Below are 26201 nucleotides of genomic sequence, written 5' to 3'. Positions count from 1 at the left end.
TCAGAGCTTCTCCGCGAGCTTGGCGATCAGGCCCTCGATGGTCTCGCCGTCGGCGCGGGCGGTGTAGCTCAGTGCCATCCGGTGCTTGAGCACCGGCTCGGCCAGCGCCTTCACGTCCGCCACCGAGGGCGCGACCCGGCCCTCGATCAGCGCCCGGGCGCGGGCGGCGAGCGTCAGCGCCTGACTCGCGCGGGGGCCCGGGCCCCAGAGGAGCTTGTCCTTCACGATGGCGTCGCCGCTGTCCGGCCGGGCGGCGCGCACGAGGTCGAGGATCGCCTCGACCACGGCCTCCCCCACCGGCAGCCGGCGCACGAGGCGCTGGGCGGTGAGCAGCTGCTCGGTGGACATCACGGCCCGCGGCCGCGCCTCGTCCACGCCGGTGGTCTCGATCAGGATCCGGCGCTCGGCGGCGCGGTCGGGGTAGCCGACGTCGATCTCCAGGAGGAACCGGTCGAGCTGCGCCTCGGGCAGCGGGTAGGTGCCCTCCTGCTCGATCGGGTTCTGGGTCGCCAGCACGTGGAACGGCCGGGGCAGGTCGTGCCGGGCGCCCGCCACCGAGACGTGGCCCTCCTGCATGGCCTGGAGCAGGGCCGACTGCGTGCGCGGGCTCGCCCGGTTGATCTCGTCGGCCATCAGGAGCTGCGTGAAGACCGGCCCCTGCACGAACCGGAAGGCCCGGCGGCGCTCGGCGTCCTCCTCCAGGATCTCGGTGCCGAGGATGTCCGAGGGCATCAGGTCCGGGGTGAACTGCACGCGCCGCGCGTCGAGGCCCAGCACCGTGCCGAGCGTCTCGACCAGCTTGGTCTTGGCGAGGCCCGGCAGACCGACCAGCAGGCCGTGGCCGCCGGCCAGGATAGTCACGAGGGCGAGATCGACGACCTCCTCCTGGCCGAAGATCACCCCGTGGATCGCCTCCCGCGCCGCGCCGACGGCGGCGAGGCAGCTCTCCGCCGTCGCCACGATGCCGTCGTCCAGGGTGGTGGCCGGGCTGATCCCCTGCGTCATGCCGATATCCATCTCCTGCCCGGGCCCCGCGGGACCCGCCGGCCAATCCCGCAAGTGTGGGGCTTCTGGTGCCGGGCTGGCAAGGTCGGGATCGCCGCACGCCCGTTCGCGGCCGATTTCGCGCTGCGCGAGGCCGGCGCGCATGCCGGCGGACGCGACCTCCGCGTCTCTGGGCGATCGCCGAGCTTGCCCCCGCTCTTGGCGTGGGCGACCCGGACCTTTAGGAAGGCGCCCAAGCCGGGGCGATCCTCACCCGCGACCGCCGGACCGGCCGAACCCTCTGATGTCTCTCGCGGATCGCGGCGTGGGCAGCTTTGCGGGCTTCCCGCGTATCCGGACCTGACCATGCGCCTTCGAGATGTGTTCGTCGTCGGATCGTCGGACAAGGCCGGCCTCGCCGGCGCGGCGCAGTCCCTCGCGCGCCCGCTGACCCGGCGGCTCAAGGGCCGCCGCCGCGGCGAGCCCCGGCAGGCGGACCTCGTCCGCGCGGTCAAGGAATCCGGCCTGTTCGATCCGGCCTGGTACGCGAGGCGCTACCCCGACGTGGTCGGCGAGGGGATCGACCCGGCGGTGCACTACGCGGTCCACGGCGGGCGCGAGGGGCGCTGGCCGCACCCGCTGTTCCACGGCGACCTCTACCTCGATTCCGTCCCGGGCCTCCGGGCCGAGGGCACCAACCCGCTGCTCCACTACCTCGACCGCGGCGCCGCGGCGGGCATCCGTCCCAACCCGCTGTTCGATCCGGACTGGTACGCGACGCGCTACCTCGGCGGCGCGGAGCACCGCGCCCGGGCGTTCTCCGACTTCCTGTCGCGGACCGACACCGACCCGTCGCCTCAGTTCGACACCGCCTGGTACCTGTCGCGCTACCCGGACGCCCGCGCGGCCGGCGGCAACGCCCTGAGTCACTTCTACGAGACCGGCCGGAAGCAGGGCTACCTGCGCAACCCGGAGGAGTTCGCCGGCCTGTCGCGGCACGTCGACCTGATCCGCCGGTCGGGCCTGTTCGACGCCGCGTTCTACCGCGCGCGCTGCCCGGAGGCCGAGACCAGCGGGCTCGAGCCCCTGGAGCACTACGTGATGGCCGGCGGCTACCGCCGCTACGCGCCCCACCCGCTGTTCGATCCCGACTGGTACGCGGCCCAGTCCGCCGCGGTGCGGGCCGACAGCCTCAACCCGCTGGTCCACTACCTCGAGCACGGCGCCGCCGAGGGCCTCGACCCGGGCCCCTGGTTCGACACGCGCTGGTACACCGAGACTTTCCTCGGTGACGACGCGGCCGGGCAGAACCCGCTGGCGCATTTCCTCGCCGATGGCGGGCGCACGACCAGCCCGTCGCCGCGCTTCGACGCGCCCTGGTACCGCGCCCGCTACCCGAAGGTCGCCGCGCTCGGCCTCAACCCGCTGATCGACTACGTCACGACCGGCCTGGAGGCGGGCCGCCTGACCCGCCGCGTCCCCGGCGCCGCGGTGCCGGAAGCCTCCGACGCGCGCCTCTCCTGCCTGAAGCGTGAGCCCCGGCGGCACGGCCGCACCGCCCTGTTCATCACCCACTGCCCCGAGGGGCGGATCCGCGGCCACGTCGAGCCCTACCTGCGGGCGTTCGCGGAGAACGGGACCGACCTCGTCCTGATCATCGCCGCCGACCAGCACAAGAACGCCGTGCCCCAGGCGATCCTGGATCTCTGCGCCTCGGTCTACCTGCGCGAGAACAGCGGCTTCGACTTCGCCGCCTGGGCGCATGTTCTCCTGGAGGACACCGACCTCCTCGATTCCGAGACGCTCTACCTCGCCAACGACAGCCTCGTCGGGCCCCTCGACCGCGACGACTTCGCCGGCCTGCTCGCGAAGATCGACGCCTTCCCGGAGGCGGTGATCGGGCTGGCCGACAATTTCTATTACAGTCACCACCTCCAGAGCTTCTTCCTGGCCCTGAAGCGGCGCTGCCTGTCGTCCTACGCGTTCAGCCACTTCCTCCTGTCGGTGGCGAACTGGCCGGACAAGAACGCGGTGATCACCGAGTACGAGCTGACCTTCTCGCAGCGGATGCGCGCGGCCGGGCTCGGGATGCGCAGCCTGTTCTCGGCCCAGAACAAGCACATGTCGCTGGTCAACGACCCGCGCAACAACCGCACCCTGTTCGACTGGGAGAACATGCTCAGCCAGGGCTTCCCGTTCGTGAAGCGCTCGCTGCTGGGCGAGCACGCCGCGATCGGCGGGGCGGCGGTGCGGGAGGCGATCGCCGAGCGCGGCTTCGACCTCGACCGGCTCGACGTGACCTACACGTATCCGGGCGCCAGGATCTGGGCGGATCTGCGCAGGCCCCAGGCGCCGGCGCGGCCGCTGCGCGTCGCCTTCGTCTCGCCGATGAACTACGCCAACGGCCTCGGCGTCGCGGCCCGCAGCTACGCCCGCGCCCTGCATCGGACCCCCTTCGCGCTGAACGTCCACCCGATGGAGCGGCCGTTCCACGTCCACGCCCGGGTGGCGCCGGCGTGGCAGGCCCGGACCTTCTCGGGCCCCGCCGACGTCGCGCTGGTGCATTTCAACGGCGACAGCTGGCACTCGCTGATGAGCGACCGGCAGCGGGCGATCGCCGCGGAGGCGCGGCTCAAGATCGGGCTGTTCGTCTGGGAGACCTCGCACGTGCCCGGCGGCTGGCTGCCGACCGTCGACGGCCTCGACGCGATCTGGGCGCCCACGGAGTTCTGCGCGGCGATCTTCCGGCAGATCACCGACATCCCGGTCGACGTCGTGCCCTACGTGGTCGAGAACGAGGCCGGCGAGCCGCCGAGCGCCGCCGCCAAGGCCAACCTGCGCAAGACCTTCGCGATCGACCCGTCCAAGCGGGTGATCCTCTATGCCTTCGACGGCTCGAGCTACCTCGCCCGCAAGAACCCGCACGCGCTGATCCGGGCCTTCCGGGCGGCCGGGCTGGGACAGGCGGGCTGGCAGCTCGTGCTCAAGACCAAGCACGTCTTCGACCTGCCGGAGGAGGGCAAGAAGCTCCTCGACCTCGTGGGCACGTCCGGCGACGTGGTGGTGATCGACCAGCCGCTCTCCCAGAACGAGCTGGGCGCGCTGTTCGACCTCTGCGCGGTCTACGCCTCGTCGCACTCCTCGGAGGGGTTCGGCCTGACGATCGCCGAGGCCATGGAGATGGGCAAGGTCGTGGTCGCCACCGATTACGGCGGCTGCCGCGACTTCCTCGACGCCACCTGCGGCTTCCCCGTCAAGGCCGAGGTCACGGCCCTCGACCAGACCTACGGCCCGTACCTGCGGGGCGCCGAGTGGGGGCAGGTGGACGAGGCGGACATGACCCGGGCCCTCAACGACGCGGCCCGGGCGGTGACCGGCGGCGACGCGGCCCGGATCGGCGCCGCCGCCCGGGCGCGCATCCGCGAGCGGCTGTCCATCGGCGCGGTGGCGCGAGTCATGGAGGCGAGCCTGACCCGCCTCCTGGCCGCCGAACGATCCTGACGTTCCGGAGACGCGACCCGTGTTGAAGAAGAAGCCGGTCCCGGCCCCGTCGAGCTCGTGGGGCACGCTCCCGTGGCCGGACGCGATCCTGCCGCTGCCCCTCGACGCGCAGCTCCGCCCCCTCGACGAGCGCCGGCTCGCCCAGGTCGCGGCCGGCCAGTTCCCCGCCTGCCGGGCGATCTTCGTCGCGCCCGCGGCCTCCGAGCTGCGCCCCGACCTCGCCGCGCACCTGACGCGCGCGCTGGCGGAGCGGCCCGATATCGGCATCTTCTACGGCGACGACGCCGTGGTGGACGGCGCCGGCCAGGTCCGCAGCGTCCACTGCAAGCCGGCCTTCAACCCGGCCCTGCTCATGGCCGACGACTACATCGGCTACCCGCTCCTCGTCCGCGTCTCGGCCCTGGCCGGGCTGAGCCCCGACTTCGGCCTGCGCCACGGCAGCGCCGCCTGGTTCCGGTTCCTGCTCGGCGCGATCTCCGCGGGGATCGGCATTGACCGGATCCCTCAGACCCTGATCGCCTCGCCGCTGGAGCGCCCGAAGGCGACCCGTGCGGGGCGCGCCCACGCCCTCGACCGGTGGTTCGAGGCGTCCGGCATGCCGCTGCGCGCCGCCCCCGGGCTGACCGCGGACACGCTGGAGATCCGCCGGAGCTTCGACGCGCGGCCGGCCGTGACCCTGGTCGTGCCGACCAACCAGAGCCGCCCGAAGGACGATCAGGGCCGCGTCGTGGAGGGCGCCAAGCCCCACGTGATCAACCTGCTCGACAGCCTCGGACGCAGCACCTACCCGGCCGACAGGATCCGGGTGCTGATCGGCGACGACGTCGCCGACGACGCGATCTATCGCGGCCGCTCCGACCGCTTCACCGTGACCCGCCTGCTGACGACCCGGGCGCCGGGCGAGCGGTTCAACTACGCGGCCAAGATGAACACGCTCTGGCGCGCGGCCGAGACCGACCTCGTCATCCTGATGAACGACGACCTCGTCGTGCGCCGGCCCGGCTGGATCGAGGCGCTCCTCACCTTCGCGCTGGACCGCGGCGTCGGCGGCGCCGGCGGCCGGCTGCTGTTCCCCACGGGCAAGATCCAGCATGCCGGCATGACCGGCGGCATCTTCGACGTGTTCGCCCACCCCTGGCACAACCGGGACGCGGCCGAGCCGACCTACGGCGACTGGGCCCTGACGCAGCGCGACTGCTCGGCGGTGACCGGGGCGCTCTTCGCGACCCGCAAGGCGGTGCTGGAGGCGGTCAACGGCTTCGACGAGGGCTTCGCCCTCGACTTCAACGACGTCGACCTGTGCCTGAAAATGCGGCAGCTCGGCTACCGCATTGTCTACACGCCCTTCGCCGAGATGGCGCACCACGAGAGCGCCTCGCGGCAGACCAGCTTCGCGCCGGGCTCGCAGATCGCGCGCTTCCTGCGCCGCTGGGGCGACGTCATCGCCGAGGATCCGGCCTACAGCCCGCAGCTGCGCATCGACACCGACGTTGTCGCCCCGCGCGCCGACGCGACGCGCTGGATCGCGGAGCGCCGGGCGGACGCCGCCTGAGCGGGCCCCCGGGGTTAAGCTAAACGCGCGAAGTTCGGCGCGGCGGGCTGGAACGGAGCGACCCGAGCCTCTACCCCCTTGCGGGGACGCGCGGACAGACTCGACCGCGCCGGGGTGGGGAGCCGACCGTGAAGAAGCTGCTCGCCGCCGCGGCCCTCCTCGTCGGCCTCGCCCTGGTCGGCCTCGCGGCGGAGATCCGGCTGCACGAGCGGGCCCGCCCCGTCGCCAGCACGGCGGTCCGGTCGAGCGGGGCCGCCTTCGTCCCGGCGCCGATCCCGGCGGACTGGGTCGTCTCCGGCGACCCCGTCACCGAGGTCGCGGAGGTCTCGCAGACCCATGACGGGAGCGCGCAGGTCTACCTGTGGCGCACCACGGCCAGCGCGTTCCGCTGGACCCACCACGCCGACGAGATCATCACCATCCTCGACGGCGAGGTCTTCGTCACCGACGCGGACGGAAGCCGCCACCACCTGACGCCGGGCGACGTGGCGCATTTCCCGGTCGGCTCCGTCCAGCTCTGGGAGGTGCCCCGGACGCTGCTGAAATCGGCGATCCTCAAGCACCGCGCCCCGACCCTGGTCGAGGCGTCGCTGCGCTGGCTGCGCCGGGCCCGGGCGCTCGTCACCGGCTGAGGCGCGGGCGCCCGTCACTCCCGACGCGCGGCCGCGATGAGGTGCCGTCCAGGTTGAATTCCGCAATCTGGTGACACGGCTTGCTAAGGCTTGGCGCGGCATCATCGGATCCCCGACGCCGCGAATTGACCCGATGGCCCCACCCCGCGACCTGCAGCTCGACGCCGCGCGCGGCCTCGCCGTGCTGCTGGTCCTCTCCGGCCACCTGCTGCAGCCCGTCTTCTACGGCCCGTCGGGCCCCGAGCCCGGGCCGGCCCTCGCGGTCTGGCGGGTGATCTACGCCTTCCACATGCCGTTCTTCTTCCTGCTCTGCGGGATGGTCGACCGGATGAAGGGAGAGATGGATCTCGCCGCCGCCTGCCTCTCCGCGCTGAAACTCGTGGTGGTGGCGCTGACGTTCAGCACCCTCGCGCTGATCCCCTGCGCCCTCGACGGCACCCTGTCGGCGGCGGACGCGCTGCGCGACGCGGTGTACGGCCAGAACTTCGGCCTGGGCGTGCTCTGGTTCCTGGTCGTCCTGGGGCTCGTGCGGGTGATCGACGCCGCGGCGCGCGCGGCGGTCTTTCCGGGCGGCTACTGGATCGTCCTCGGCGGCGCCCTGGCCCTGTCGTGGATCTGCAGCGCGCGGGCGTTCCCGTACTGGCAGGTCCACGCGCTCGTGGGCGCCCTGCCGTTCTACGTCGCGGGCCTGCGGCTCGGGCGGGGCGCGTTCGACGTGTCGGCGCTCCTCGGCGCCTGCGGCCTCGCCGTGCTCCTGGTCTGCGCGCCGCGCAACTTCGTCCACGTCGCGACCGGGCAGTACGGCGACCCGGCGCTGTTCGCCGTGTCGGCCGTGGCGGGCTCGGCGTTCATGCTGGCGGCCGCCGGCCGGCTGCGCGGCCCGCCGCGCGCCGCGGCGGGCGTCCTGGGGCGGGCGAGCTTCGAGCTCTACATCGTGAGCGGCCTCTTCCTCCTCTGGGCGCCGCACCGGCCCGCCTGGGACCGGTGGCATCTCCTGGCGCTGCTCGTGGTTCTCGGCCTGCCTCTGCACCTGATCGCGGCGCGCGCGCTGCGCGGGCCGATCCGGGCGGTCCGCCGGGCCGCCGACGCCGTGGTCGACGGCGTCGTCGACGGGCTCGCCGGCCGCCGGTATCGCGCGCCGCCGGGCTCCGCGCCGAGGCCGGGCTTCTCCGGGGCGGATCCTTAAGACTTGTGCGGGACCATCCGCCGGCATTCCGGCCACAAGACCCTCGATGACAGCGCCACCCGCCCGGGGCCCCGATGTTCGCTGAGCGCCCGCGCGGCGGCGTCGGCACGTGGCCCCTGATCGCCGCCACGCTGGTCGCCACGGTCGTCTGGATGGCGGTCGCCGGGCTGCGCTTCGCCTGGGACAGCGCCCTCGTCACCGGGGTGGCCTGCGGCGGGCTCGAGGTCCTGGCGCAGGTCTACCGCACGCGCCGCCCCGAGCCGCGCATCGCCGCCACGCTCAGCGCGCTCGCGCAGGTCATCGCCTTCAGCGCCTGCGCGGCCGCCCTGTCGTACACGGTCGCGAGCACCGGCGGCCCGCTCTGGGATTCGACCTTCCACGCCTGGGACCGGCGGCTCGGTCTGGACTGGCGGGCCTACCTGGCCTTCGTGGACGGCCATCCGCGACTCGGGCTGGCGCTCTCGCTCGCCTACCGGAGCCTGATCCTGCAGACCATGCTGGCGGTCATCCTGCTGGGCTTCAGCGGCCGGCTTCGAGCGCTGCGGGACTTCGTCCTGGCCTTCGCCCTCGCCGGCACGGTGACGGTCCTGGTGTCGGCGCTGACGCCCGCCCTGGCGAACTTCGTGTTCCTCGGCCTGTCCCCGGCCGACTTCCCCAACCTGCACCCGGCGGCGTCCTACGTCCACGTCGCGGACCTGACCGGCCTGCGCGACGGCACGCTCCGGACGATCAACCTCGATCACGTCGAGGGCATCATCACGTTCCCGAGCTTCCACGCGGCGCTCGGCGGCCTCTACATCTGGGCCTTCTGGAGCCTGCGCGCGGCCCGGATCCCGGCCCTCGTCGTCAACGCCCTCCTCATCGCCGCCACACCGATCGATGGCGGCCACTACTTCGTCGACGTGATCGCCGGGCTGGTCATCGCCGCCGTGGCGATCTGCGCCGCGCGGGCGCTCGGGCGGCGGGCCGCGGACGCGCTCCGCCCCGGAGCGCCCGAGGGCGGCCCCGCGCCGGGACGGGCCTGAGGCCGGCGGCCGGCGGGCGCCTCAGAGCGCCTCGCCCCGCATCAGCCGGGGCCGCGAGTCGCGCGCGGCCGCGGCCTCGCCGATGAAGAAGCGCTTGAGCCCCGGCAGCCGGTCGACGATCCCGAGGCCGAGGTCGCGGGCGAGCCGCAGCGGCAGGGCGTCGTTCGAGAACAGCCGGTTCAGCCCGTCGGTCGCCGCCGCCATGGCGAAGCTGTCGAAGCGCCGGGCGCGCTCGTAGGCGCGCAGCACGTCGGGGCTTCCGGGGTCGAGGCCGAGGCGCAGCGCGCCGGTCACGGCCTCGGCCAGCGCCGCGGCGTCCGCGAGCCCGAGGTTGAGGCCCTGGCCGGCGATCGGGTGGATCACGTGGGCGGCGTCGCCCAGCAGGGCGAGACGCTCGGCGCGGAAGGCCCGGGCGATGCCGAAGGCGAGGGGGTGCCGGCTCGGGCCGCGCTCCAGCGCGAGCGTGCCGAGATCCAGGGTGAACCGGCGCTCGATCTCGGCGAGCACCTCGTCGGGCTCGCCGGAGAGCAGGGCCTCGGCGTCGTCCGATCGCTCGGTCCAGACGATGGACGAGCGGTGCCCCAGGGGACCGCCGTCCCGCAGCGGCAGGATCGCGAACGGGCCCGCGGGCAGGAAGTGCTCGAAGGCGCGGCCTTCGTGCGGCCGCGCGTGGCCGATCGTCGCCACGATGCCGACCTGCGGGTAGGACCAGCCGACCCAGCCGATCCGCGCGGCCTCGCGCAGCCGCGACCGTGCCCCGTCGGCGGCCACCAGCAGGTCGCCCCGCAGGGTCTCGCCGGTGGTGAGCGCCGCGCGGATCGCGGCCCCCTCCGGCAGCGCGCGCACCACCCCGGCGGCGACGATCGCCACCCCCGCCGCCCGGCAGGCCTCCGCCAGGGCCGCGGCGAGCGGCTCGGCCTCGATCATGTGGGCGAAGGGCTCGCCGTCGTCGCGCTCGGCGTCCGCCTCGCGGCCGAAGGTCAGGAAGACCGGCCGCACCGGGTCGGCGAGGCGGCTGTCGCTGATCACCATCTCGGCGATCGGCTCGGCCGCGTCGGTGACCCGGGCCCACAGGCCGAGGCGCTCCAGCATCCGCCGCCCGCCCGCCGCCAGGGCGTAGGCGCGGCCGCGATGCCGAGCGGGGTCGGCCGCGCCCGGGTCGATCACCGTCACGGCCAGGGCCGGCCCGTGGGCCTGCTTCAGGGCGAGCGCCAGGGCGAGGCTGGGCAGGCCGCCGCCGGCGATCAGGAGGCTGCGGCTGCCGGGGCGAGGCGTCTCGGCCGTCATCGGGGCGGATCTCCTAGGGTTGCCGCACGCGGGACGCGTGGATTGGTTCGTCCGAACAGCCTATGTCGCACGCGGGCAACGAACGGAAACCCCGCGGGTCATGACCGACGCCAACACCGACGCGATGACGGACGCCGTCGCCGAGCTGATCGCCATCCTCGACCTGGAGCGCCTGGAGGTCGACCTGTTCCGCGGCCAGAACCCCAAGACGGGCTGGCGGCGCGTCTTCGGCGGGCAGGTGGTGGCGCAGGCGCTGGTCGCCGCGACCCGGACGGTGCCGGACGACCGCCCCGCCCACTCCCTCCACGCCTACTTCATGCTGCCCGGCGACCCGCGCACGCCCATCGTCTACGAGGTCGAGCGGATCCGGGACGGGCGGAGCTTCACGACCCGGCGGGTCAAGGCGATCCAGCACGGGCGCGCGATCTTCGCCACGACGGTCTCCTACCAGGTCGTCGAAGAGGGGCTGACGCACCAGCCGGCGATGCCGGCGGTGGCCGGACCCGAGGGGCTCCTCGACGGCAAGGCCCTGGCGGCCGCCGGCGGCACCGGGATGCCGGAGGCGATCGCCGCCTATTTCGGCCGCGAGCGGCCGATCGCGCTGCGGCCGGTCGATCTCAACCGCTACCTGCCCGCCGGCGCGGGCGGCCGGGCGCCCGACCCGATCTTCAATGTCTGGCTGCGCGCGGCCTCGGCGCTGCCGGACGATCCGGCGCTGCATCGGGCCGTACTGGCCTACGCCTCCGACATGACCCTGCTCGACGTCTCGCTGATCCCGCACGCGCGCTCCGTGTTCGATCCGGCGATCCAGGCCGCGAGCCTCGACCACGCCCTCTGGTTCCACCGGCCGGTCAAGATCGACGACTGGCTGCTCTACGCGCAGGACAGCCCGGTCGCGGGCGGCGCCCGCGGCTTCGCGCGCGGCCAGATCTTCGACCGCGCCGGCCACCTCGTGGCGTCGGTGGCCCAGGAGGGTCTGATCCGGCCGACGCGGGATTAAAGCGGGTTCCCGCGCGTGTGTTACCGGCGTGCCACAGCGCGGACTGCACGGATTCGGGCAGATTGCCTCGACTTTGTGCGTGATCGCCCCGGAGCCTGCCCGCGATCTGTCCGTTTCGGGCTAATCCATGGGCAAAATGACGATCGGTGAAAATGTTCCCGGTCAAGCTTGTCTGGCATAGTCCTTGAATAGCGGCCTTCGACCGCGGGTCATCCCGAGCCTGCGGACGGTCCGTTCCGGCTCGTCCCGCAGGTCGGGTGACGGCAACGGTTCCCGAGGACTTCGAAGGGGGCGTCGCCCATGAAAATCGTGATGGCCATCATCAAGCCGTTCAAGCTCGAGGAGGTGCGCGACGCGCTCACCGGAATCGGCGTCCACGGCCTGACGGTGACGGAGGTGAAGGGCTATGGCCGCCAGAAGGGCCACACCGAGATTTACCGCGGCGCGGAATACGCGGTCAGCTTCCTGCCCAAGCTGAAGATCGAGGTCGCCGTCGCCTCGGACCTGACGTCCAGCGTGATCGACGCCATCGCGGGGGCCGCGCGGACCGGCCAGATCGGCGACGGCAAGATCTTCGTGATGCCGCTGGAGAAGGCGGTGCGCATCCGGACCGGCGAGACCGACGCCGACGCCCTCTGATCCGCGGCCCGGCGCGTCCGGGCCCGCCGATCGCCAGACCTCCTGAAACAATACGGACTTGAGACCGGGAGCCACGTGCCCATGAAACTTCGTCATGCCCTCATGCTCGGCTTGGGAGGGGCGGCGATCGCCGCCCTCCTGATCGAGCCGTCCCTCGCGCAGACCCCGACACCGGAAGCCGCCTCGCCGCCGCCCTCGCCGATCCCCAACAAGGGTGACACGGCCTGGATGATGATCTCGTCGGCCCTGGTGCTGATGATGAGCATCCCCGGCCTCGCGCTGTTCTACGGCGGCCTCGTGCGCACCAAGAACATGCTGTCGGTGCTGACCCAGGTGTTCGCGATCGTGTCGATCGTCGGCCTGCTCTGGGTGTTCTACGGCTACAGCCTCGCCTTCACGAGCGGCGGCGGCCTCAACGACTTCGTCGGCGGCTTCTCGAAGGCGTTCCTGAAGGGCGTCGACGCGAACTCGACGGTCGCGACCTTCTCGAACGGCGTCGTGATCCCGGAATACGCCTATCTGTGCTTCCAGATGACGTTCGCCATGATCACGCCCGCGCTGATCGTCGGCGCCTTCGCCGAGCGGATGAAGTTCTCCGCGCTGGTGGTGTTCACGATCCTCTGGGTCACGATCATCTACTTCCCGATGGCCCACATGGTCTGGTACTGGGCCGGCCCGGACGCCGTCGGCAACGCCGCCAAGGCTCTGGCCGCCGCCACCGACGACGCCTCGAAGGCGACCGCCCAGGCGGCCCTCGACGCGGTCAACAAGGATGCCGGCTTCCTCTTCCAGAAGGGCGCCCTCGACTTCGCCGGCGGCACCGTGGTGCACATCAACGCGGGCATCGCCGGCTTCGTCGGCTGCCTGATCATGGGCAAGCGCATCGGCTACGGCCGTGACCTGCTCGCCCCGCACTCCCTGACCATGACGATGATCGGCGCCTCGCTGCTGTGGGTCGGCTGGTTCGGCTTCAACGCCGGCTCGAACCTCGAGTCCAACGGCACCGCCGCGCTCGCGATGCTCAACACCTTCGTGGCGACCTGCGGCGCCGCGGTGGCGTGGCTGTTCGCCGAGTGGGCGCTCAAGGGCAAGCCGTCCCTGCTCGGCATGCTGTCGGGCGCGGTCGCCGGCCTCGTCGCGGTCACCCCGGCCTCCGGCTTCGCCGGCCCGATGGGCTCGATCGTGCTGGGCCTCGTCGCCGGCGTGGTCTGCTTCGTGATGTGCTCCACCGTGAAGAACGCGCTGGGCTACGACGACTCGCTGGACGTCTTCGGCGTCCACTGCATCGGCGGCATCCTGGGCGCGCTGGCGACCGGCATCCTGGTCGACCCGAATCTCGGCGGCGTCGGCATCCCCGACTACACCTCGAAGCCGGGCGAGCTGGCCGTCGGTGCCTACGACATGATGAGCCAGCTCATCGTCCAGGCCGAGGCGGTCGGCCTGACCCTGCTGTGGTCGGGTATCGGCTCGGCGATCCTCTACAAGCTCGTCGACGTGACGATCGGCCTGCGCGTCACGCAGGAGGAGGAGCGCGAGGGTCTCGACATCGCCGATCACGGCGAGCGCGCCTACAACTACTGAGACTGACGGCGCGGCCCTGCTGGGCCGCGTCTCCCGAACGAGAAAACCCCGGCTCCGCGAGGGCCGGGGTTTTCTTTTGCGTCAGGCCGTCTCGCTTCGCCCCGCTCGCGAAGACGATGCGGGGTGGCGATCGGGCATCGACCCCGAAGCGCTCACGCCGCCCGCGTCAGCGCCGCCTTCTCCTCCGCGAAGGCCCAGTCGAGCCAGGGCGTCAGCGCTTCCAGATCCGAGGTCTCCACGGTGGCGCCGCACCAGATCCGCAGGCCCGCCGGGGCGTCGCGGTAGGCGCCGATGTCGAGGGCGACGCCCTCGCGGTCGAGGCGCTCGACGATCCCCGCCGCGAAGGCCGAGACCGCCGCGTCGCCGCGGGCGAGCACGTCCGGATCGGCGATCACGAGGCAGACGCCCGTGTTCGAGTAGGTCGCGGGATCGGCGGCCAGCGGCGCGATCCAGGGCGTGCGCGCGACCCAGTCGTAGACGACCTTCGCGTTGGCGTCGGCCCGCGCGTGCAGCGCCTTCAGGCCGCCGATCCGCTCGGCCCAGTCCAGGGTGTCGAGGTAGTCCTCGACGGCCAGCATCGAGGGCGTGTTGATCGTGTCGCCCTTGAAGATGCCCTCGATCAGCTTCCCGTCCTTGGTGAGGCGGAAGATCTTCGGCAGGGGCCAGGACGGCGTGTGGCTCTCCAGCCGCGCCACGGCGCGGGGCGAGAGGATCAGCATGCCGTGCGCCGCCTCGCCGCCCATCACCTTCTGCCACGAGAAGGTCACGACATCGAGCTTGTCCCAGGGCAGGGGTTGGGCGAAGGCCGCCGAGGTCGCGTCGCAGATCGTCAGCCCCGCGCGGTCGGCCGCGATCCAGTCGCCGTCCGGCACCTTCACGCCGGCCGCGGTGCCGTTCCAGGTGAAGACCACGTCGCTGTTCTTCGTGTCGATCGCCGCGAGGTCCGGCAGGATCCCGTAGGGCGTCTGGTGGATGCGCGGCGCGATCTTGAGCTGCTTCAGCGCGTCCGTCACCCACTCCTTGCCGAACGCCTCCCAGGCGGCGACCTCGACGGGCTTCGGCCCGAGCATCGTCCACATCGCCATCTCGACGGCGCCGGTGTCGGAGGCCGGCACGATGCCGATCCGGTACTCGGCCGGCACCTGCAGCACCGCGCGCGTCAGGTCGATGGCCCGGCCGAGCTTGGCCTTGCCGAGGGGCGAGCGGTGCGACCGGCCGAGCGCGGCGTCGGCCAGGGCGGCCGGGGTCCAGCCGGGGCGCTTCGCGCAGGGACCGGAGGAGAAATGGGGCACGCGCGGGCGCTGCGTGGGGCGGCTGGTCATGGCGGATCCATCCTTGCAGAGGGCCGCGCTCCCGCGGGGAGGCGCGTCCCGACTCGCGCATGCGCCGAAACCGGCCGGCTTGCAAGCGCCCGTCCCACCGGCAGTCTTCGCGGCGCTGCCCCCGGTCGGGACAGGGGCCCGGGCGGCGGGGAACAGTCGATTAATCCGGGCCCGTTAGCCTTAATGAGGTGCCGCGTTGCGTTTGAGGTGCGCCGATGTCTTTCCACAGCGCCGCGATATTGGCGGTCTGGTCCGTTCTACTCTTGGTTATTGGGGCCTTAATACCCCGCATCGTGCTGGCGAGCCGGACACCGCGCGTCGTGCCGCGGCCGCTGCAGCTCGACCCGCTGGATTACGACCGCGACGGCCCGGTGATCGACCTCGAGCCGGCCTGACCGGCCACAGACCCGTCGCGCAGATCGGGGCGGCGCTCGGCGGTGATCCGCTCGGCCTCCGCCCGCCGCCAGCGGGCGATGGCGGCGTGGTTGCCGCTGGACAGGACGTCCGGGATCGCGCGGCCCTCCCAGTCGCGGGGGCGCGTGTAGTGCGGGTACTCGAGGAGCCCGCCCTCGAAGCTCTCCTCGACGCCGGATTCCATCTTGCCCATCACGCCGGGCAGGAGCCGCACGCACGCATCCAGCACCACCAGGGCGGCGATCTCGCCGCCGGACAGCACGTAGTCGCCGATCGAGACCTCCTCCAGGCCGCGCCCGGCGATCACGCGCTCGTCGACGCCCTCGAAGCGGCCGCAGACGATCAGCGCGCCCGGTCCCGCCGCGAGGTCGCGCACGCGCGCCTGGGTGAGCGGCCGGCCGCGGGGCGACATGAGCAGGCGCGGGCGCGGGTCGTCGGCCCCGGTCGCGGCGCCGACGGCCGCGGCGTCGATGGCGGCTGCGAGCACGTCGCAGCGCAGGACCATCCCGGCCCCGCCGCCGGCCGGCGTGTCGTCGACCGAGCGGTGGCGGCCGAGGCCGTGCTCGCGGATGTTGCGGGCCTCCAGGGTCCAGTCGCCCCGCGCCAGGGCGTCGCCCGACAGGGAGAGGCCCAGCGGGCCCGGGAACATCTCCGGGTAGAGGGTGAGGATCGTGGCCCGCCAGGGCGTGTCCGCGCGCGTCATGGCGCTTGATGGCGCGCGGGGTGCGGCACGGTCAACGGGCCCGGCACCGCGGACGCGCCCCGCGGGTTGTCGGCCATGATCCGCGCCCTCGCCCTCCTCGCCGTCGCCGCCCCTGCCGCCCTGGCCGGCCCGGCCCGCGCCGCCGAGCCCCTGGCGCCCCCGGGCGCGCCCGCCGCCGCCTTCCCCAGGCCCGACCGGCCCGTGGCCGAGATCGTCGCGCCGCGCTGGTCCTCGGAGGCCGAGCGCGACAGGGCCGGCGAGTTCGAGCAGGTCGCCACGGGGATGGGCATCGCCCCCGGCGAGACGGTGGCGGATATCGGCGCCGGCAGCGGCTACTACGCGGTGCGGCTGAGCCCCCGGGTCGGGCCGCGGGGCCGCGTGCTCGCCGAGGACGTGACGCCGTCCTACCTGGCGGCCCTGGAGACGCGGGTGCGGCCACTCGGGAACGTCACGGTCGTGCGCGGCGAGCCGCACGACCCGCGCCTGCCCCCGGCCTCGGTGGACGCGGCGATCCTCGTCCACATGTACCACGAGATCACCCAGCCCTTCGGCCTGCTCCACAACCTCGCCGCCGCGATGCGCCCGGGCGGCCGGGTCGGGATCGTCGACGCCGACGCGATCCCGTCGCGGCACGGCACGCCGCCGGCGCTCCTGCGCTGCGAGCTCGCCGCCGCGGGCTACCGGGAGACCGGCTTCCGGCCGCTCGCGGACGGGGCCTACCTGGCGGTGTTCGCCGCCCCCGCCCCGGAGGCGCGCCCGAGGCCGGAGACGATCCGGCCCTGCCGCGACGACGCGACGGCGCGGTAGCGGCGTCTCAGGAGCGCCAGCGCAACTCGCGGCGCTCCAGCGGGTTGACGAACGGGCGACCGTCGCGGGCCGATTCCAGGGCCTCGCGCTTCAGCCGGAAATACCATTGCGAGGGCAGGTCGCCCTGGCCGAACAGCACCATGGTGGGCTTGCGGTCGAGCCCGTCCTGCGCGTGCTGGAGCACCTGCTGGTCCTGGGTCAGGAACTGCCGCATCAGCGGGCGCGCGACCGGCTTGAGCAGGTTCAGCGCCGGCATGCTCCAGTAGAGCGCGTTGGTGAGCAGGGTCCGGTCCGGCGTCAGCGGCGTCGCGAAGGTGTAGTTCGCCACCCGCTTCTCCCCCGCGCGGATGCGCTCCAGCCGCACGCCGGGCAGGCGGAACTCGATCTCGACCTCGGGGATGCCGCCGAGCAGGCGGTAGACCGGCGAACTCGTCGTGGTCGCGTGGCTCGTCATCACGAAGCCGTGGGGCACCGGCTGGAAGGTCTTCACCTTCTCGCGGAGCTGCTTCGAGGGCCGGAACCACCACGAATCGTGGACGAAGGCGACGTGCCCGGGATCGACGAGGCTCAGCGTCGTCAGGTCGAAGGAGGCCTCGACCTCCAACTCGACCACGAGGGAGCCGGCGGGCTCGAAGTCCAGCGCCGGCACCTCCGGCACCGCGCCCGCGGCGGGGCCGAGATGCGGGTTGACCCACAGGAAGCCGGCGCTCTCCCGCACGGGGAAGCGCTGCACCTGGATGCGCGAGAAGTCGGCCGCGTCGTGCTCCGACAGGGTCGGGACGTCGCGGCAGCGCCCGTCGGTGCCGAAGCGCCAGCCGTGGAACGGGCACATCAGGGTGTCGCCGTCGAAGCGGCCCTTCGACAGGGCCATGCCACGGTGGGGGCAGCGGTCGCGCAGCGCGAAGGGCGTGCCGTCGGGGGCGCGGCCCAGCACGATCTGCTCGCCGTTCAGCGCCACGGCCCGCAGGGCCGATCGGCCGCCCGCCCTGCCGAGGCTCCGGGACTGCCCGACGCAGTACCACGCGTTGCCGAGCGGCTGGCGCATCGCGTCGGGATCGAGCGCGGCCTCGTCGGCGGGGCGCGGCGGGTTGGCGAAGGGCGCGTTCAAGGCGGTTCGGGCAGACCTCGGGACGCCCGTCATACGCCCGGCCGCCGGGGCGGGGAAGCGCCGGCCCCTGGGAGAGCCCGGTCCGGCGCGGCGCCGGTTCGGCACCGATCTGGGGAGGACAAACGGGCGCAGGCGCGGGGCTTCACAAGCCGGGTGCGGCCACCTACCTTCGCTTCACCCGCAACCAACGAAAGGAGGTGATCCAGTGTCTCATTGTCATCAGCCGTGTGTCTCGGCTCATCGGACCTGGACCGTCGCCTCCGGCGCGTCGCTCTAAGACGCGCTAGAGACCCGATCTCGGGACAGTTCCGCCGGACGACACGGTTCGGCAATGGAAGGGCCACCCTCTCGGGTGGCCCTTCGGCGTTTCAGGGTCCGGGTGCGCGCTCAGCGCCGCTGGGACTGGAACAGCGGTTGGGCCAGCGCCTCGGTCCGGGCGCGCCAAAGGTCGCGCTCCTCGCGCAGGGCGTCGCGCTCGCCCGCCAGGGTCAGACGCTCGGCCCGCAGGGCGTCCCGCTCCGCGATCGCCCGGTCGCGCTCGGCGCGCAGCTCCTCGCGCTCGGCCCGGAAGCGCTCCCGCTCGCCGCGGAACTCCTCGCGCTCGATGCGGACGTCCTCCTGCTCGGCCCGGAGATCCTCCAGGGAGCCGATCTCGTCGCGGATATGCTCGCGCAGGGTCCGGATCTCGTCGGCCAGGATGGCCTGCAGCTCGTCCTGGCGCTCGGCCTCGACGCGCAGCTTGGCCTTCAGCATCAGGTTCTCGGCCATCAGCTCGGCGATGTCGGGATCCTCGGCCGCGACCCGCGGGGCCTCGTGGGTCGCGACGACGCGGGGCGACCACGCCGTCTCGCCGCCGCGGGCCCGCTTCGCCTCGGGCGGGGCCTCCGCCGGCCGCGCCTCGCCGCGGGTCTCGACCGGCGCCTGGGCCTTCATCGCCGTCAGCCAGTCGCGGAGCGGACCGGTCGAGGGAAAGCTGCCGGGCTCGGTCGGCGAGTGAGAGCGGGCGGGTTCCGACATCGGCGGGCGTCCTGAGCGAATATGGGCTGAAGACAATCCCAACATGCTTAACGATCGGTAAAAGTTAACGCGGTTCGTCCCGCCCGTCCCGGCGCCGGAGCGAACCGCGGTGGCCCGGACCGGGCGCGAAAATTGACTTTCCGGCCGGCTGCCGCTACGCCCCGGCCTCCCGATCCGTTGCAGATCGACCGATGCCAAGCCGACCGGTCCCGTGAGGCCGGAGGTCAACGCCCGACAGCGCGTCCGCGCCCTCGGGCGCGATGGGCGTTGGCCGATATGCGAGGACGGGATCCGCCGGCCGAGGCACCCGCATGACGCGAGATCAAGAAGCGTTGAAGATCGAGGACGCGATCAACGAGACCTGCCCGTGGTCGGGCAAGCCGATCTCGGCCGACTCGCTGACGCTCTACAACGGCGCCGTGGTGGGCTTCTGCAACCCGGAGTGCCGGGACAAATTCGCGAGCGCCCTGCGCAGCTTCGAGGCCGCCCTCCAGGCGCGCCGCGTCGAGCGCGCCGGGCTCGAGCAGTAACGGCGGGGCGTCAGGATCATGTTCGAAGGCCTGTCCGACCGCCTCTCCGGCATCCTCTCGGGACTCACCCGTCGCGGTGCCCTGACCGAGGCCGACGTCACCGCCGCCATGCGCGAGGTGCGCCGCGCCCTGCTGGAGGCCGACGTCGCCCTCGAGGTGGTCCGCGGCTTCACCGACCGGGTGAAGGAGAAGGCCGTCGGCGCCGTCGTGCTCAAGTCGGTGACGCCCGGCCAGATGGTCGTGAAGATCGTCAACGACGAGCTCGTGGCGATGCTCGGCACCGACGCCGAGACCGTCGATCTCAACGCCCCCGCCCCGGTGCCGATCCTGATGGTCGGCCTGCAGGGCTCGGGCAAGACCACGACCACCGCCAAGATCGCCCGGCGCCTCTCCGACCGCGAGAAGCGCAAGGTGCTGCTCGCCTCCCTCGACACGCGCCGCCCGGCCGCCATGGAGCAGCTCGCGGTGCTGGCCAAGCAGGTCGGCGTGGAGAGCCTGCCGATCGTCGCCGGCCAGTCTGCGGTGCAGATCGCCAAGCGCGCCATGGACGCCGCCCGTCTCGGCGGGTTCGACGTGGTGATGCTCGACACCGCCGGCCGCACCACGGTGGACGAGGGCCTGATGGCCGAGGCCGCCGAGGTGAAGGCCGCGACGAAGCCCCACGAGGTGCTGCTCGTCGCCGACGCGCTCACCGGCCAGGACGCGGTCAACACCGCCCGCGCCTTCGACCAGCGCCTCGGCGTCACCGGCATCGTCCTGACCCGGATGGACGGCGATTCCCGCGGCGGCGCGGCTCTGTCGATGCGCGCCGTCACCGGCAAGCCGATCAAGCTCGTCGGCGTCGGCGAGAAGGTCGACGCGCTGGAGGAGTTCCACCCGGCCCGCGTCGCCAACCGCATCCTCGGCATGGGCGACATCGTCTCGCTCGTCGAGAAGGCCGCCGAGACCATCGACCACGAGCAGGCGCTCCGCACCGCGGAGAAGATGCGCAAGGGCAAGTTCGATCTCGAAGACCTGTCCATGCAGCTCGCCCAGATGGAGAAGATGGGCGGCATCGGCGGCCTGATGGGCATGCTGCCCGGGATGGGCCAGATCAAGAAGCAGGTCGAGGGCGCCAACCTCGACGAGAAGATGTTCAAGCGCCAGCGGGCGATCATCTCGTCGATGACCCCGCAGGAGCGGAAGAACCCCGACCTCCTCAAGAACAGCCGCAAGAAGCGCATCGCGGCCGGCTCGGGGGTCGACGTCTCGGAGATCAACAAGCTCCTGAAGATGCACCGGACCATGGCCGACATGATGAAGGCGATGGGCCAGGGCAAGCGCGGGATCGGGCAGGCGCTCGGCTCGATGTTCGGCCTGGGCGGCGGCGGGATGGGCGGTGGAATGCCCGGCCTCCCGCCCGGCATGCCGGAGCCGACGCCGGAGCAGATCGCGCAGCTCGAGAAGCAGTTCGGCGGCAAGCTGCCGCCGATGCCGCCGGGCCTGGGCGGGGGCGGGATGCCCAAGCTTCCCGGACTTCCGGGCCTCGGCGGCCCGAAGCTGCCGGGTCTCGGTGGGTTCATGCCGGGGAAGAAGAAATGAGCGTGCTCGCGGCCCAGGCCGTCGATCCCGAACTCGCGCGCCTGCGGGACAGCATCGACAATTTCGATGCGGCGCTGATCCACCTCCTCGCCGAGCGTTTCCGCTGCACGCAGCGGGTCGGCGAGCTCAAGGCCCGAAAGGGGATCCCCCCTTCCGATCCGGACCGGGAGGCCCGTCAGGTCGCCCGGCTCCGCAAGCTCGCGGTCGAGGCCAAGCTCGACCCCGACTTCGCCGAGAAGTTTCTGGCCTTCGTGGTCAAGGAAGTCATTCGGCACCACCAGTCGATCAAGGCGGACCACGAGTCCCAGATCGAGCAACAGCGAAAGTAGTCAGACCATGGCCCTCAAGATCCGTCTCACCCGCGGCGGCGCCAAGAAGCGCCCCTACTACCGCATCGTCGTCGCCGACGCCCGCGCCCCGCGCGACGGCCGCTTCATCGACAAGGTCGGCGCCTACGACCCGATGAAGGCCAAGGACGATCCGGCCCGCATCGTGCTCGACAACGAGAAGATCCAGAGCTGGCTCGCCAAGGGCGCGCAGCCGACCGACCGCGTCCTGCGCTTCCTCGACCAGGCCGGCCTCGCCAAGCGTCCGGCCCGCAACAACCCGCAGAAGGCGGAGCCGGGCGAGAAGGCCAAGGAGCGCGCCGCCAAGCGCGCCGAGAAGGCCGCCGCCCCCGCCGAGGACGCCGCCGCGTAAGGCGCACCGGTCATGGCGCGCCGCCCCGCAGGTCCCACCTCCCGCGACGGCGGCCGCCGAGGCCGCACGAGCACGGCGATCGGCAAGATCGCGCCCGACGCGGCGACCTCGCCCAAGGCACCGGCCCCCAGGCCGGCGCCGCCGCCCGTGCCGCCCGATCCCAACCTCGTCCTGCTGGGCGAGTTCGGGCGGGCGCACGGCCTCACCGGCGAGGTCCGGCTCAAGTCCTACACCGGCGATCCGCAGGCGATCGCCGGCTACGGAGCGCTCCAGACGTCCGACGGCCGGACGCTGGCGTTCGCCGACGTGCGTCCCGCCCCCGGCTCGTCGCCCGACATGCTGATCGCCCGGGTCAAGGGTGTCTCGGGCCGCAGCGCCGCGGAGGCGCTCAACCGCGTGGCCCTGTTCGTTCCCCGCGACCGTCTGGCCGCGCCCGAGGACGACGACGAGGTCTACGCCGCCGACCTGATCGGCGCCGCGGCGGTGGACGAGGCCGGAACCCTCGTCGGGACGATCGTGGCCGTGCCGAATTACGGCGGCGGCGATCTCCTGGAGCTGCGACCGCCGAACGGCGGCGCCACCGCGCTCCTGCCCTTCACCAAGGCCTTCGTGCCGGTCCTCGACGTGGCGCAGCGCCGCGTCACCGTGGCCGCGCCGGAGGATCTGTTCGCGGCACCGGGCGAGAAGCCCGCCGACGATCCGGGCTAGGGCTCGGGGGCCGGTCCGCGGGCCGGGGCGCGTCCGGAATCCGGGCGCCGTCCCGGCCGCGGCCGCCGCCCTCAGTGCCCCCCGGCCGGCGCCCCACCGCCGAGCTTGACGCTCTTCAGGCTCAGGGCCAGCGGGACCGCGCAGGCGGCGACGAGGCCGAGCACCCAGAACACGTCGATATAGGCCCAGTAGGCCACCTGGGTGCTGAGCACGCTCCCGATCCACGCCGTCGCCTGGTTCTGGGCCTCGACACCGGCGTAGCCGTGCTCGGAGAAGTACTGCGTCGCCTGCCGCATGGTCTCCTGGTAGGCCGGCGAGGCCGGGTTGACGCTCTCCACCAGGCGGCTCTGATGGAACTGGCTCCGGTAGGCCAGGATGTTCTGGGCGAGCGAGACACCCATCGAGCCGCCGACGTTGCGGGCGACGTTGATCAGCGCCGAGGCCTGATCGGTCTGGTCCTTGCGGATCCCCTCGTACGAGGCCGAGGTGATCGACAGGAACACCATCGGCAGGCCGATGCCGATATAGACCCGCGACCACGCGAAGAACGCGAAGGTCGTGCTGCCGTCGATCCGGGTCAGGTCGTACATGCCGAGCGCCACGATCGTCATGCCGGTGGCGATCAGCCATTTCGGCTGGACGTAGGACGAGATCCGGCCGGTGAGGAACATCATCACCACCGTGACGATGCCGCCCGGGCCGAGGACGAGGCCCGACAGGGTGGCGGTGTAGCCGTAATATTCCTGCGTGATCTGCGGGATGAACTGCGTGGTGGCGATCAGGATCGCCCCGGTGAACATCATCACCAGGAAGCACGACCCGAACTGGCGGTTGCCGATCAGGCGGAGGTCGACGACCGGGTTCTCGCGGGTCAGCAGCCACGGGATCATGGCGATGAACGAGACGACCATCAGCACGCCGGAGACGTTCATCAGCGTCGAGGTGCCGAACCAGTCCTTCCGCTGGCCCTCGTCGAGGATCACCTCCAGCGAGCCGAGGAACAGGGCGACCAGCACGAAGCCGACGATGTCGAAGCGGATGCCCTTGCGGACCAGGGCGCGGCGCTCCTTCTTGGCCGCGTCGCTGTCCTCGATCAGCCAGTACATCAGCCCGAGGGCGATCACGCCCACCGGCCCGTTGATCAGGAAGCACCAGTGCCAGGAAGCGTTGTCGGAGAGCCAGCCGCCGAGCGTCGGGCCGATCACCGGCGCCACCACGATGGCGACCCCGTAGAGCGCGAAGGCCTGGCCGCGCTTCGCCGGCGGGAAGGAATCGGCCAGGATCGACTGCGCGAGCGGCGCCATGCCGCCGCCGCCGAGCCCCTGCATCACCCGGAACAGCAGCAGGGATTCCAGGCTCCAGGCGAAGCCGCACAGGATCGACGAGACGGTGAACAGCGCCACCGACCACATGAAGAAGGCCTTGCGGCCGTAGCGCTTGGCCAGGAAGCTCGACGCGGTCAGGGTGATCGCGTTGGCGACGAGGTAGCTCGTCACCACCCAGGCCGCCTCGTCGGGACCGACCGCGAGCCCGCCCGAGATGTAGCGCAGGGCCACGTTGGCGATGGTGGTGTCGAGCACCTCCATGAAGGTCGCCAGCGCCACCACGCCCGCGATCAGCCACGGATTGTGGCCGCCCGGGGCCTTGCCGGACGCGGCCTTGCTTCCTCTCGCCTGCCCCGCACCCGGCTTGCGTCCGGGCGCGGCCGCGCTCGCCTGGCCAGCCACGGCGCTCACCGCACCGTGACGGTCGGGACGATCGACATGCCCGGGCCGATCGACACGTCCGTCGGCCAGTTCTTGACCACGATCTTGACCGGGATGCGCTGGGTCACCTTCACGTAGTTGCCGGTGGCGTTCTGCGCCGGCAGCAGGCTGAAGGCGGTGCCCGAGCCGGGCTGCACCGAGGCCACGGTGCCCTGGATCTTGCGGCCGGGATAGGCGTCGATCTCGATGTCGACCGGCTGGCCCGGCCGCATGTCGGTGATCTGCGTCTCCTTGAAGTTCGCCGTCACCCAGATGTCGTCGGGCACGAACATCGCCAGGGTCTGGCCGGCCTGCGCGAGCTGGCCGACGCCGCCGGTGAGCCGCACGATGCGGCCGCCCTGCACGGCGCGCACCGTCGTGTAGCCGAGGTTCAGCTCGGCCTGCTCGACCTGCGCCCGGTCGCGGCCGAGCTGCGCCTGGGTCGAGGCCTTCTGGGCCTGGAGCGAGCCGACCTGCTTCTGCGCGGCGACCACGCTGGCATTGGCGCTCTGCACGGCCGCCTGCCGCTGCTGCAGCGTCGAGGTCGCCGACTGCGACTGCTGGACCGAGCCGGAGCCGCGCTCGGCGAGGTCCTTGTAGCGGGCCGCGTCCTCCTGGGCGAATTTCAGCGCCGCCTCGGCGGTGGCGACCTGCGCCTTGGACACGTCGATGTTGGCGTACTGCGCCTGGATCTGCGCGTCGATGTTCTTGATGCCGGCCTCGTCGGCGGCGACCTGCGCCTTCGCCTGGTCGAGGGCGATGTCGTAGTCGCGCTGGAAGACCTGGAACAGGATCTGGCCGGCCTCGACGTGCTGGTTGTCGGTGACCGGCACGTCCACCAGGTAGCCGCCGACCTTCGGCTGGATCGAGATGCTGCGCGCGTCGACGAAGGCGTCGTCGGTGCTCTCGTAGGGATGCATGTAGAGCAGCCAGTAGAAGAACACCCCGACGCAGAGCGCGACGACCGCGAGGCCGCCGAGCAGGAACGCGACGGGGTGGCGCCGCAGGACGCTGGGGCGCCGCGCGCCGTCGTCGTCATCCTCGGCGTCGTCTCCCGCCTGCCCGTCCTGCGCCTCGGGCGCGTCGTCGGCCCCCTCCGTGCCGGGCTTGCGCGCGGCCTCGCGGTCGGCCCCGCGATCGGCGGCCGGCTCGGTGCGGCCGAGATCGAGCACGTCGCGTTCGCGCGCGACGGCCGGGCCGTCGGCCGGCCGCGGGCGCGCCTCGTCCTCGGAGAGGTGCCGCTGATCGTCAAACATGGGAAGTCGTCGCCCGATGGGCCGGCCACCCGGGGGTGACCGGGCTTGTCGCATCGCCCGCCTCAGGCAGCAAAAGCCGGCCGCAGGCTCAAGGTTCCACGCGCAGATCGGCCCGTCTAGGAACGCATGCCGCACTGCGGCGTTCTGCGCCCGGAACCTTCGCGGTTCTCGGCCTGAAGGCCCAGGAGTTCGCCATGACCAGCAGCCCATCCCCGACGCCGAACAGCCCCGGATCCGGCCCCGCGACCACGCCCTCCGGCATCCCGCTCGTCGGCGTGGCGCGCCTCGACGCCATGAGCGCGGCGCTGGCGCGGAACTGGTGGCTCGTCGCCCTGCGCGGCGTCATCGCGATCCTGTTCGGGGCGGTCGCGTTCATCGCCCCGGGCGCCTTCGTGCTCTCACTCGTCCTGTTCTTCGCCGCCTACATGCTCGTCGACGGAATCTTCGCCGTCGTCGGCGCGGTCCGGGCCGCGCAGCGCCACGAGCGCTGGGGCTTCCTGCTGCTCGAGGGCCTCGTCGACATCGTCGTGGGCGTCGCGGCGGTGCTGGTGCCGGCCGCGGCCGTCTGGGCGTTCGTCCTGCTGCTCGCCGCCTGGGCGCTGGTCACCGGCGGCCTGATGATCGCCGCGGCCTTCCGCCTGCACCTCCATTACGGGCGCTGGTGGCTCGTCCTGGGCGGGGTCGTGTCGATCCTGTTCGGCCTCGCGCTGCTCATCAACCCGGGCATGTCGGCCCTGGTGCTGACGTGGTGGATCGGCTCCTACACCTTCGCCTTCGGCATCCTCCTGCTGATCCTGGCCTTCAAGCTGCGCGCCCAGCACGGGGCCGTCGGTCCGGGAGCGCCGCTCGGCCGGTGAGCCGGCCCCGGCCGGACCGGACCCCGTGGCCCGATCCACACGGTCGCGGCGCGATCGACGCTGCGCC

At 72.5% G+C, this 26201-nt stretch carries 24 protein-coding genes; 16 read left to right on the top strand and 8 right to left on the bottom strand.

Annotated features, from left to right (window positions below; translation table 11 throughout):
* The gene (locus BKE41_RS19255) at nt 1-1005 is read right to left on the bottom strand and encodes a MoxR family ATPase (protein ID WP_012320571.1); all 1005 of its coding nucleotides are present in this window, start codon (nt 1003-1005) and stop codon (nt 1-3) included.
* 345 nt (nt 1006-1350) lie between these two features.
* Here BKE41_RS19255 and BKE41_RS19250 point away from each other — a divergent pair, with 345 nt between their 5' ends.
* From BKE41_RS19250 to BKE41_RS19230, 5 genes are all read left to right on the top strand, one after another.
* Nucleotides 1351-4485 (top strand): rhamnan synthesis F family protein, encoded by a 3135-nt coding sequence (locus BKE41_RS19250; RefSeq protein WP_070999989.1) that lies wholly within the window; start codon nt 1351-1353, stop codon nt 4483-4485.
* A 19-nt stretch (nt 4486-4504) separates the two neighbouring features.
* Nucleotides 4505-6037: a glycosyltransferase gene (locus BKE41_RS19245; RefSeq protein WP_070999988.1), complete on the top strand. Its 1533-nt coding sequence runs from the start codon at nt 4505-4507 to the stop codon at nt 6035-6037.
* A 128-nt stretch (nt 6038-6165) separates the two neighbouring features.
* Complete coding sequence (locus BKE41_RS19240; protein WP_070999987.1) at nt 6166-6669, top strand: cupin domain-containing protein; 504 nt, start codon at nt 6166-6168, stop codon at nt 6667-6669.
* A gap of 133 nt (nt 6670-6802) precedes the next feature.
* Nucleotides 6803-7855, top strand: coding sequence for an acyltransferase (locus BKE41_RS19235; RefSeq protein ID WP_053621499.1), 1053 nt, complete (start codon nt 6803-6805; stop codon nt 7853-7855).
* A 74-nt stretch (nt 7856-7929) separates the two neighbouring features.
* Nucleotides 7930-8880 carry a phosphatase PAP2 family protein gene (locus BKE41_RS19230; protein ID WP_070999986.1) on the top strand — a complete coding sequence of 317 codons (951 nt, stop codon included), beginning with the start codon at nt 7930-7932 and terminating at the stop codon, nt 8878-8880.
* A gap of 21 nt (nt 8881-8901) precedes the next feature.
* Here BKE41_RS19230 and BKE41_RS19225 read toward each other — a convergent pair whose 3' ends face one another.
* Complete coding sequence (locus BKE41_RS19225) at nt 8902-10167, bottom strand: FAD-dependent monooxygenase (protein WP_070999985.1); 1266 nt, start codon at nt 10165-10167, stop codon at nt 8902-8904.
* 100 nt (nt 10168-10267) lie between these two features.
* On the opposite strand from BKE41_RS19225, the gene tesB reads away from it, so the two are divergent.
* From tesB to BKE41_RS19210, 3 genes are all read left to right on the top strand, one after another.
* On the top strand, nt 10268-11167 hold the full coding sequence (gene tesB / locus BKE41_RS19220; RefSeq protein ID WP_083374385.1) for an acyl-CoA thioesterase II: 900 nt from the start codon (nt 10268-10270) through the stop codon (nt 11165-11167).
* Nucleotides 11168-11467: 300 nt separating this feature from the next.
* Nucleotides 11468-11806 (top strand): P-II family nitrogen regulator, encoded by a 339-nt coding sequence (locus tag BKE41_RS19215; protein ID WP_010683623.1) that lies wholly within the window; start codon nt 11468-11470, stop codon nt 11804-11806.
* Between the two features lie 81 nt (nt 11807-11887).
* Nucleotides 11888-13387, top strand: a complete 1500-nt coding sequence (locus tag BKE41_RS19210; protein ID WP_024829209.1) for an ammonium transporter — start codon at nt 11888-11890, stop codon at nt 13385-13387.
* Nucleotides 13388-13539: 152 nt separating this feature from the next.
* Here the strand turns inward: BKE41_RS19210 and BKE41_RS19205 are convergent, their stop codons facing one another.
* On the bottom strand, nt 13540-14709 hold the full coding sequence (locus BKE41_RS19205; RefSeq protein WP_024829210.1) for a phosphoserine transaminase: 1170 nt from the start codon (nt 14707-14709) through the stop codon (nt 13540-13542).
* 215 nt (nt 14710-14924) lie between these two features.
* On the opposite strand from BKE41_RS19205, the gene BKE41_RS30400 reads away from it, so the two are divergent.
* Nucleotides 14925-15104 (top strand): hypothetical protein, encoded by a 180-nt coding sequence (locus tag BKE41_RS30400; RefSeq protein ID WP_012320561.1) that lies wholly within the window; start codon nt 14925-14927, stop codon nt 15102-15104.
* Here the strand turns inward: BKE41_RS30400 and trmD are convergent.
* Nucleotides 15062-15826, bottom strand: coding sequence for a tRNA (guanosine(37)-N1)-methyltransferase TrmD (trmD, locus tag BKE41_RS19200; RefSeq protein WP_058607401.1), 765 nt, complete (start codon nt 15824-15826; stop codon nt 15062-15064). The genes BKE41_RS30400 and trmD overlap by 43 nt on opposite strands.
* Nucleotides 15827-15901: 75 nt before the next feature.
* Between trmD and BKE41_RS19195 the strand changes: the two genes are divergently transcribed.
* A complete protein-coding gene (locus BKE41_RS19195) occupies nt 15902-16633 on the top strand; it encodes a methyltransferase domain-containing protein (RefSeq protein ID WP_012320559.1) in 732 nt (243 codons plus the stop codon).
* A gap of 7 nt (nt 16634-16640) precedes the next feature.
* On the opposite strand, the gene BKE41_RS19190 is transcribed toward BKE41_RS19195, so the two are convergent.
* Together BKE41_RS19190 and BKE41_RS19185 are read right to left on the bottom strand one after the other, a co-directional pair.
* Nucleotides 16641-17774, bottom strand: coding sequence for an aromatic ring-hydroxylating dioxygenase subunit alpha (locus BKE41_RS19190; RefSeq protein ID WP_058607400.1), 1134 nt, complete (start codon nt 17772-17774; stop codon nt 16641-16643).
* A 354-nt stretch (nt 17775-18128) separates the two neighbouring features.
* Nucleotides 18129-18758, bottom strand: coding sequence for an ATPase (locus BKE41_RS19185; protein WP_070999984.1), 630 nt, complete (start codon nt 18756-18758; stop codon nt 18129-18131).
* A 311-nt stretch (nt 18759-19069) separates the two neighbouring features.
* Between BKE41_RS19185 and BKE41_RS19180 the strand changes: the two genes are divergently transcribed.
* Genes BKE41_RS19180 through rimM form a run of 5 tightly spaced genes read left to right on the top strand, consistent with a single transcriptional unit; the run spans nt 19070 to nt 22276 of the window.
* Complete coding sequence (locus tag BKE41_RS19180; RefSeq protein WP_012320556.1) at nt 19070-19288, top strand: glutathione S-transferase; 219 nt, start codon at nt 19070-19072, stop codon at nt 19286-19288.
* Nucleotides 19289-19306: 18 nt separating this feature from the next.
* The gene (ffh, locus tag BKE41_RS19175; protein WP_024829213.1) at nt 19307-20869 is read left to right on the top strand and encodes a signal recognition particle protein; all 1563 of its coding nucleotides are present in this window, start codon (nt 19307-19309) and stop codon (nt 20867-20869) included.
* Nucleotides 20866-21198 (top strand): chorismate mutase, encoded by a 333-nt coding sequence (locus BKE41_RS19170; protein WP_012320554.1) that lies wholly within the window; start codon nt 20866-20868, stop codon nt 21196-21198. The genes ffh and BKE41_RS19170 overlap by 4 nt, the downstream gene beginning before the upstream one ends.
* 7 nt (nt 21199-21205) lie before the next feature.
* Nucleotides 21206-21568: a 30S ribosomal protein S16 gene (gene rpsP, locus BKE41_RS19165; protein WP_012320553.1), complete on the top strand. Its 363-nt coding sequence runs from the start codon at nt 21206-21208 to the stop codon at nt 21566-21568.
* 12 nt (nt 21569-21580) lie between these two features.
* Complete coding sequence (gene rimM / locus BKE41_RS19160; RefSeq protein WP_070999983.1) at nt 21581-22276, top strand: ribosome maturation factor RimM; 696 nt, start codon at nt 21581-21583, stop codon at nt 22274-22276.
* 71 nt (nt 22277-22347) lie between these two features.
* On the opposite strand, the gene BKE41_RS19155 is transcribed toward rimM, so the two are convergent.
* Both BKE41_RS19155 and BKE41_RS19150 read right to left on the bottom strand, forming a co-directional pair.
* Nucleotides 22348-24012, bottom strand: a complete 1665-nt coding sequence (locus tag BKE41_RS19155) for a DHA2 family efflux MFS transporter permease subunit (RefSeq protein WP_024829214.1) — start codon at nt 24010-24012, stop codon at nt 22348-22350.
* A complete protein-coding gene (locus BKE41_RS19150; protein WP_043074222.1) occupies nt 24009-25277 on the bottom strand; it encodes an HlyD family secretion protein in 1269 nt (422 codons plus the stop codon). Before BKE41_RS19150 ends, BKE41_RS19155 begins: the two co-directional genes overlap by 4 nt.
* 194 nt (nt 25278-25471) lie before the next feature.
* Here BKE41_RS19150 and BKE41_RS19145 point away from each other — a divergent pair, with 194 nt between their 5' ends.
* Nucleotides 25472-26134, top strand: coding sequence for an HdeD family acid-resistance protein (locus tag BKE41_RS19145; protein WP_024829216.1), 663 nt, complete (start codon nt 25472-25474; stop codon nt 26132-26134).
* Nucleotides 26135-26201: the final 67 nt, after the last annotated feature.

The sequence above is a fragment of the Methylobacterium sp. C1 genome, from assembly GCF_001854385.1.
Classification (GTDB): Bacteria; Pseudomonadota; Alphaproteobacteria; order Rhizobiales; family Beijerinckiaceae; genus Methylobacterium; species Methylobacterium radiotolerans.
Note: the sequence above shows the minus strand (reverse complement) of the source record. Positions and strands in the feature narration are given on the sequence as shown.

What these genes read in the sequence shown, in the direction of transcription:
- BKE41_RS19255 (WP_012320571.1), bottom strand. Translation starts at nt 1,005, where the DNA reads ATGACGCAGGGGATCAGCCCGGCCACCACCCTGGACGACGGCATCGTG.
- BKE41_RS19250 (WP_070999989.1), top strand. Translation starts at nt 1,351, where the DNA reads ATGCGCCTTCGAGATGTGTTCGTCGTCGGATCGTCGGACAAGGCCGGC.
- BKE41_RS19235 (WP_053621499.1), top strand. Translation starts at nt 6,803, where the DNA reads ATGGCCCCACCCCGCGACCTGCAGCTCGACGCCGCGCGCGGCCTCGCC.
- BKE41_RS19230 (WP_070999986.1), top strand. Translation starts at nt 7,930, where the DNA reads ATGTTCGCTGAGCGCCCGCGCGGCGGCGTCGGCACGTGGCCCCTGATC.
- BKE41_RS19225 (WP_070999985.1), bottom strand. Translation starts at nt 10,167, where the DNA reads ATGACGGCCGAGACGCCTCGCCCCGGCAGCCGCAGCCTCCTGATCGCC.
- tesB (WP_083374385.1), top strand. Translation starts at nt 10,268, where the DNA reads ATGACCGACGCCAACACCGACGCGATGACGGACGCCGTCGCCGAGCTG.
- BKE41_RS19215 (WP_010683623.1), top strand. Translation starts at nt 11,468, where the DNA reads ATGAAAATCGTGATGGCCATCATCAAGCCGTTCAAGCTCGAGGAGGTG.
- BKE41_RS19210 (WP_024829209.1), top strand. Translation starts at nt 11,888, where the DNA reads ATGAAACTTCGTCATGCCCTCATGCTCGGCTTGGGAGGGGCGGCGATC.
- BKE41_RS19205 (WP_024829210.1), bottom strand. Translation starts at nt 14,709, where the DNA reads ATGACCAGCCGCCCCACGCAGCGCCCGCGCGTGCCCCATTTCTCCTCC.
- BKE41_RS30400 (WP_012320561.1), top strand. Translation starts at nt 14,925, where the DNA reads ATGTCTTTCCACAGCGCCGCGATATTGGCGGTCTGGTCCGTTCTACTC.
- trmD (WP_058607401.1), bottom strand. Translation starts at nt 15,826, where the DNA reads ATGACGCGCGCGGACACGCCCTGGCGGGCCACGATCCTCACCCTCTAC.
- BKE41_RS19195 (WP_012320559.1), top strand. Translation starts at nt 15,902, where the DNA reads ATGATCCGCGCCCTCGCCCTCCTCGCCGTCGCCGCCCCTGCCGCCCTG.
- BKE41_RS19190 (WP_058607400.1), bottom strand. Translation starts at nt 17,774, where the DNA reads ATGACGGGCGTCCCGAGGTCTGCCCGAACCGCCTTGAACGCGCCCTTC.
- BKE41_RS19185 (WP_070999984.1), bottom strand. Translation starts at nt 18,758, where the DNA reads ATGTCGGAACCCGCCCGCTCTCACTCGCCGACCGAGCCCGGCAGCTTT.
- BKE41_RS19180 (WP_012320556.1), top strand. Translation starts at nt 19,070, where the DNA reads ATGACGCGAGATCAAGAAGCGTTGAAGATCGAGGACGCGATCAACGAG.
- ffh (WP_024829213.1), top strand. Translation starts at nt 19,307, where the DNA reads ATGTTCGAAGGCCTGTCCGACCGCCTCTCCGGCATCCTCTCGGGACTC.
- BKE41_RS19170 (WP_012320554.1), top strand. Translation starts at nt 20,866, where the DNA reads ATGAGCGTGCTCGCGGCCCAGGCCGTCGATCCCGAACTCGCGCGCCTG.
- rpsP (WP_012320553.1), top strand. Translation starts at nt 21,206, where the DNA reads ATGGCCCTCAAGATCCGTCTCACCCGCGGCGGCGCCAAGAAGCGCCCC.
- rimM (WP_070999983.1), top strand. Translation starts at nt 21,581, where the DNA reads ATGGCGCGCCGCCCCGCAGGTCCCACCTCCCGCGACGGCGGCCGCCGA.
- BKE41_RS19150 (WP_043074222.1), bottom strand. Translation starts at nt 25,277, where the DNA reads ATGTTTGACGATCAGCGGCACCTCTCCGAGGACGAGGCGCGCCCGCGG.
- BKE41_RS19145 (WP_024829216.1), top strand. Translation starts at nt 25,472, where the DNA reads ATGACCAGCAGCCCATCCCCGACGCCGAACAGCCCCGGATCCGGCCCC.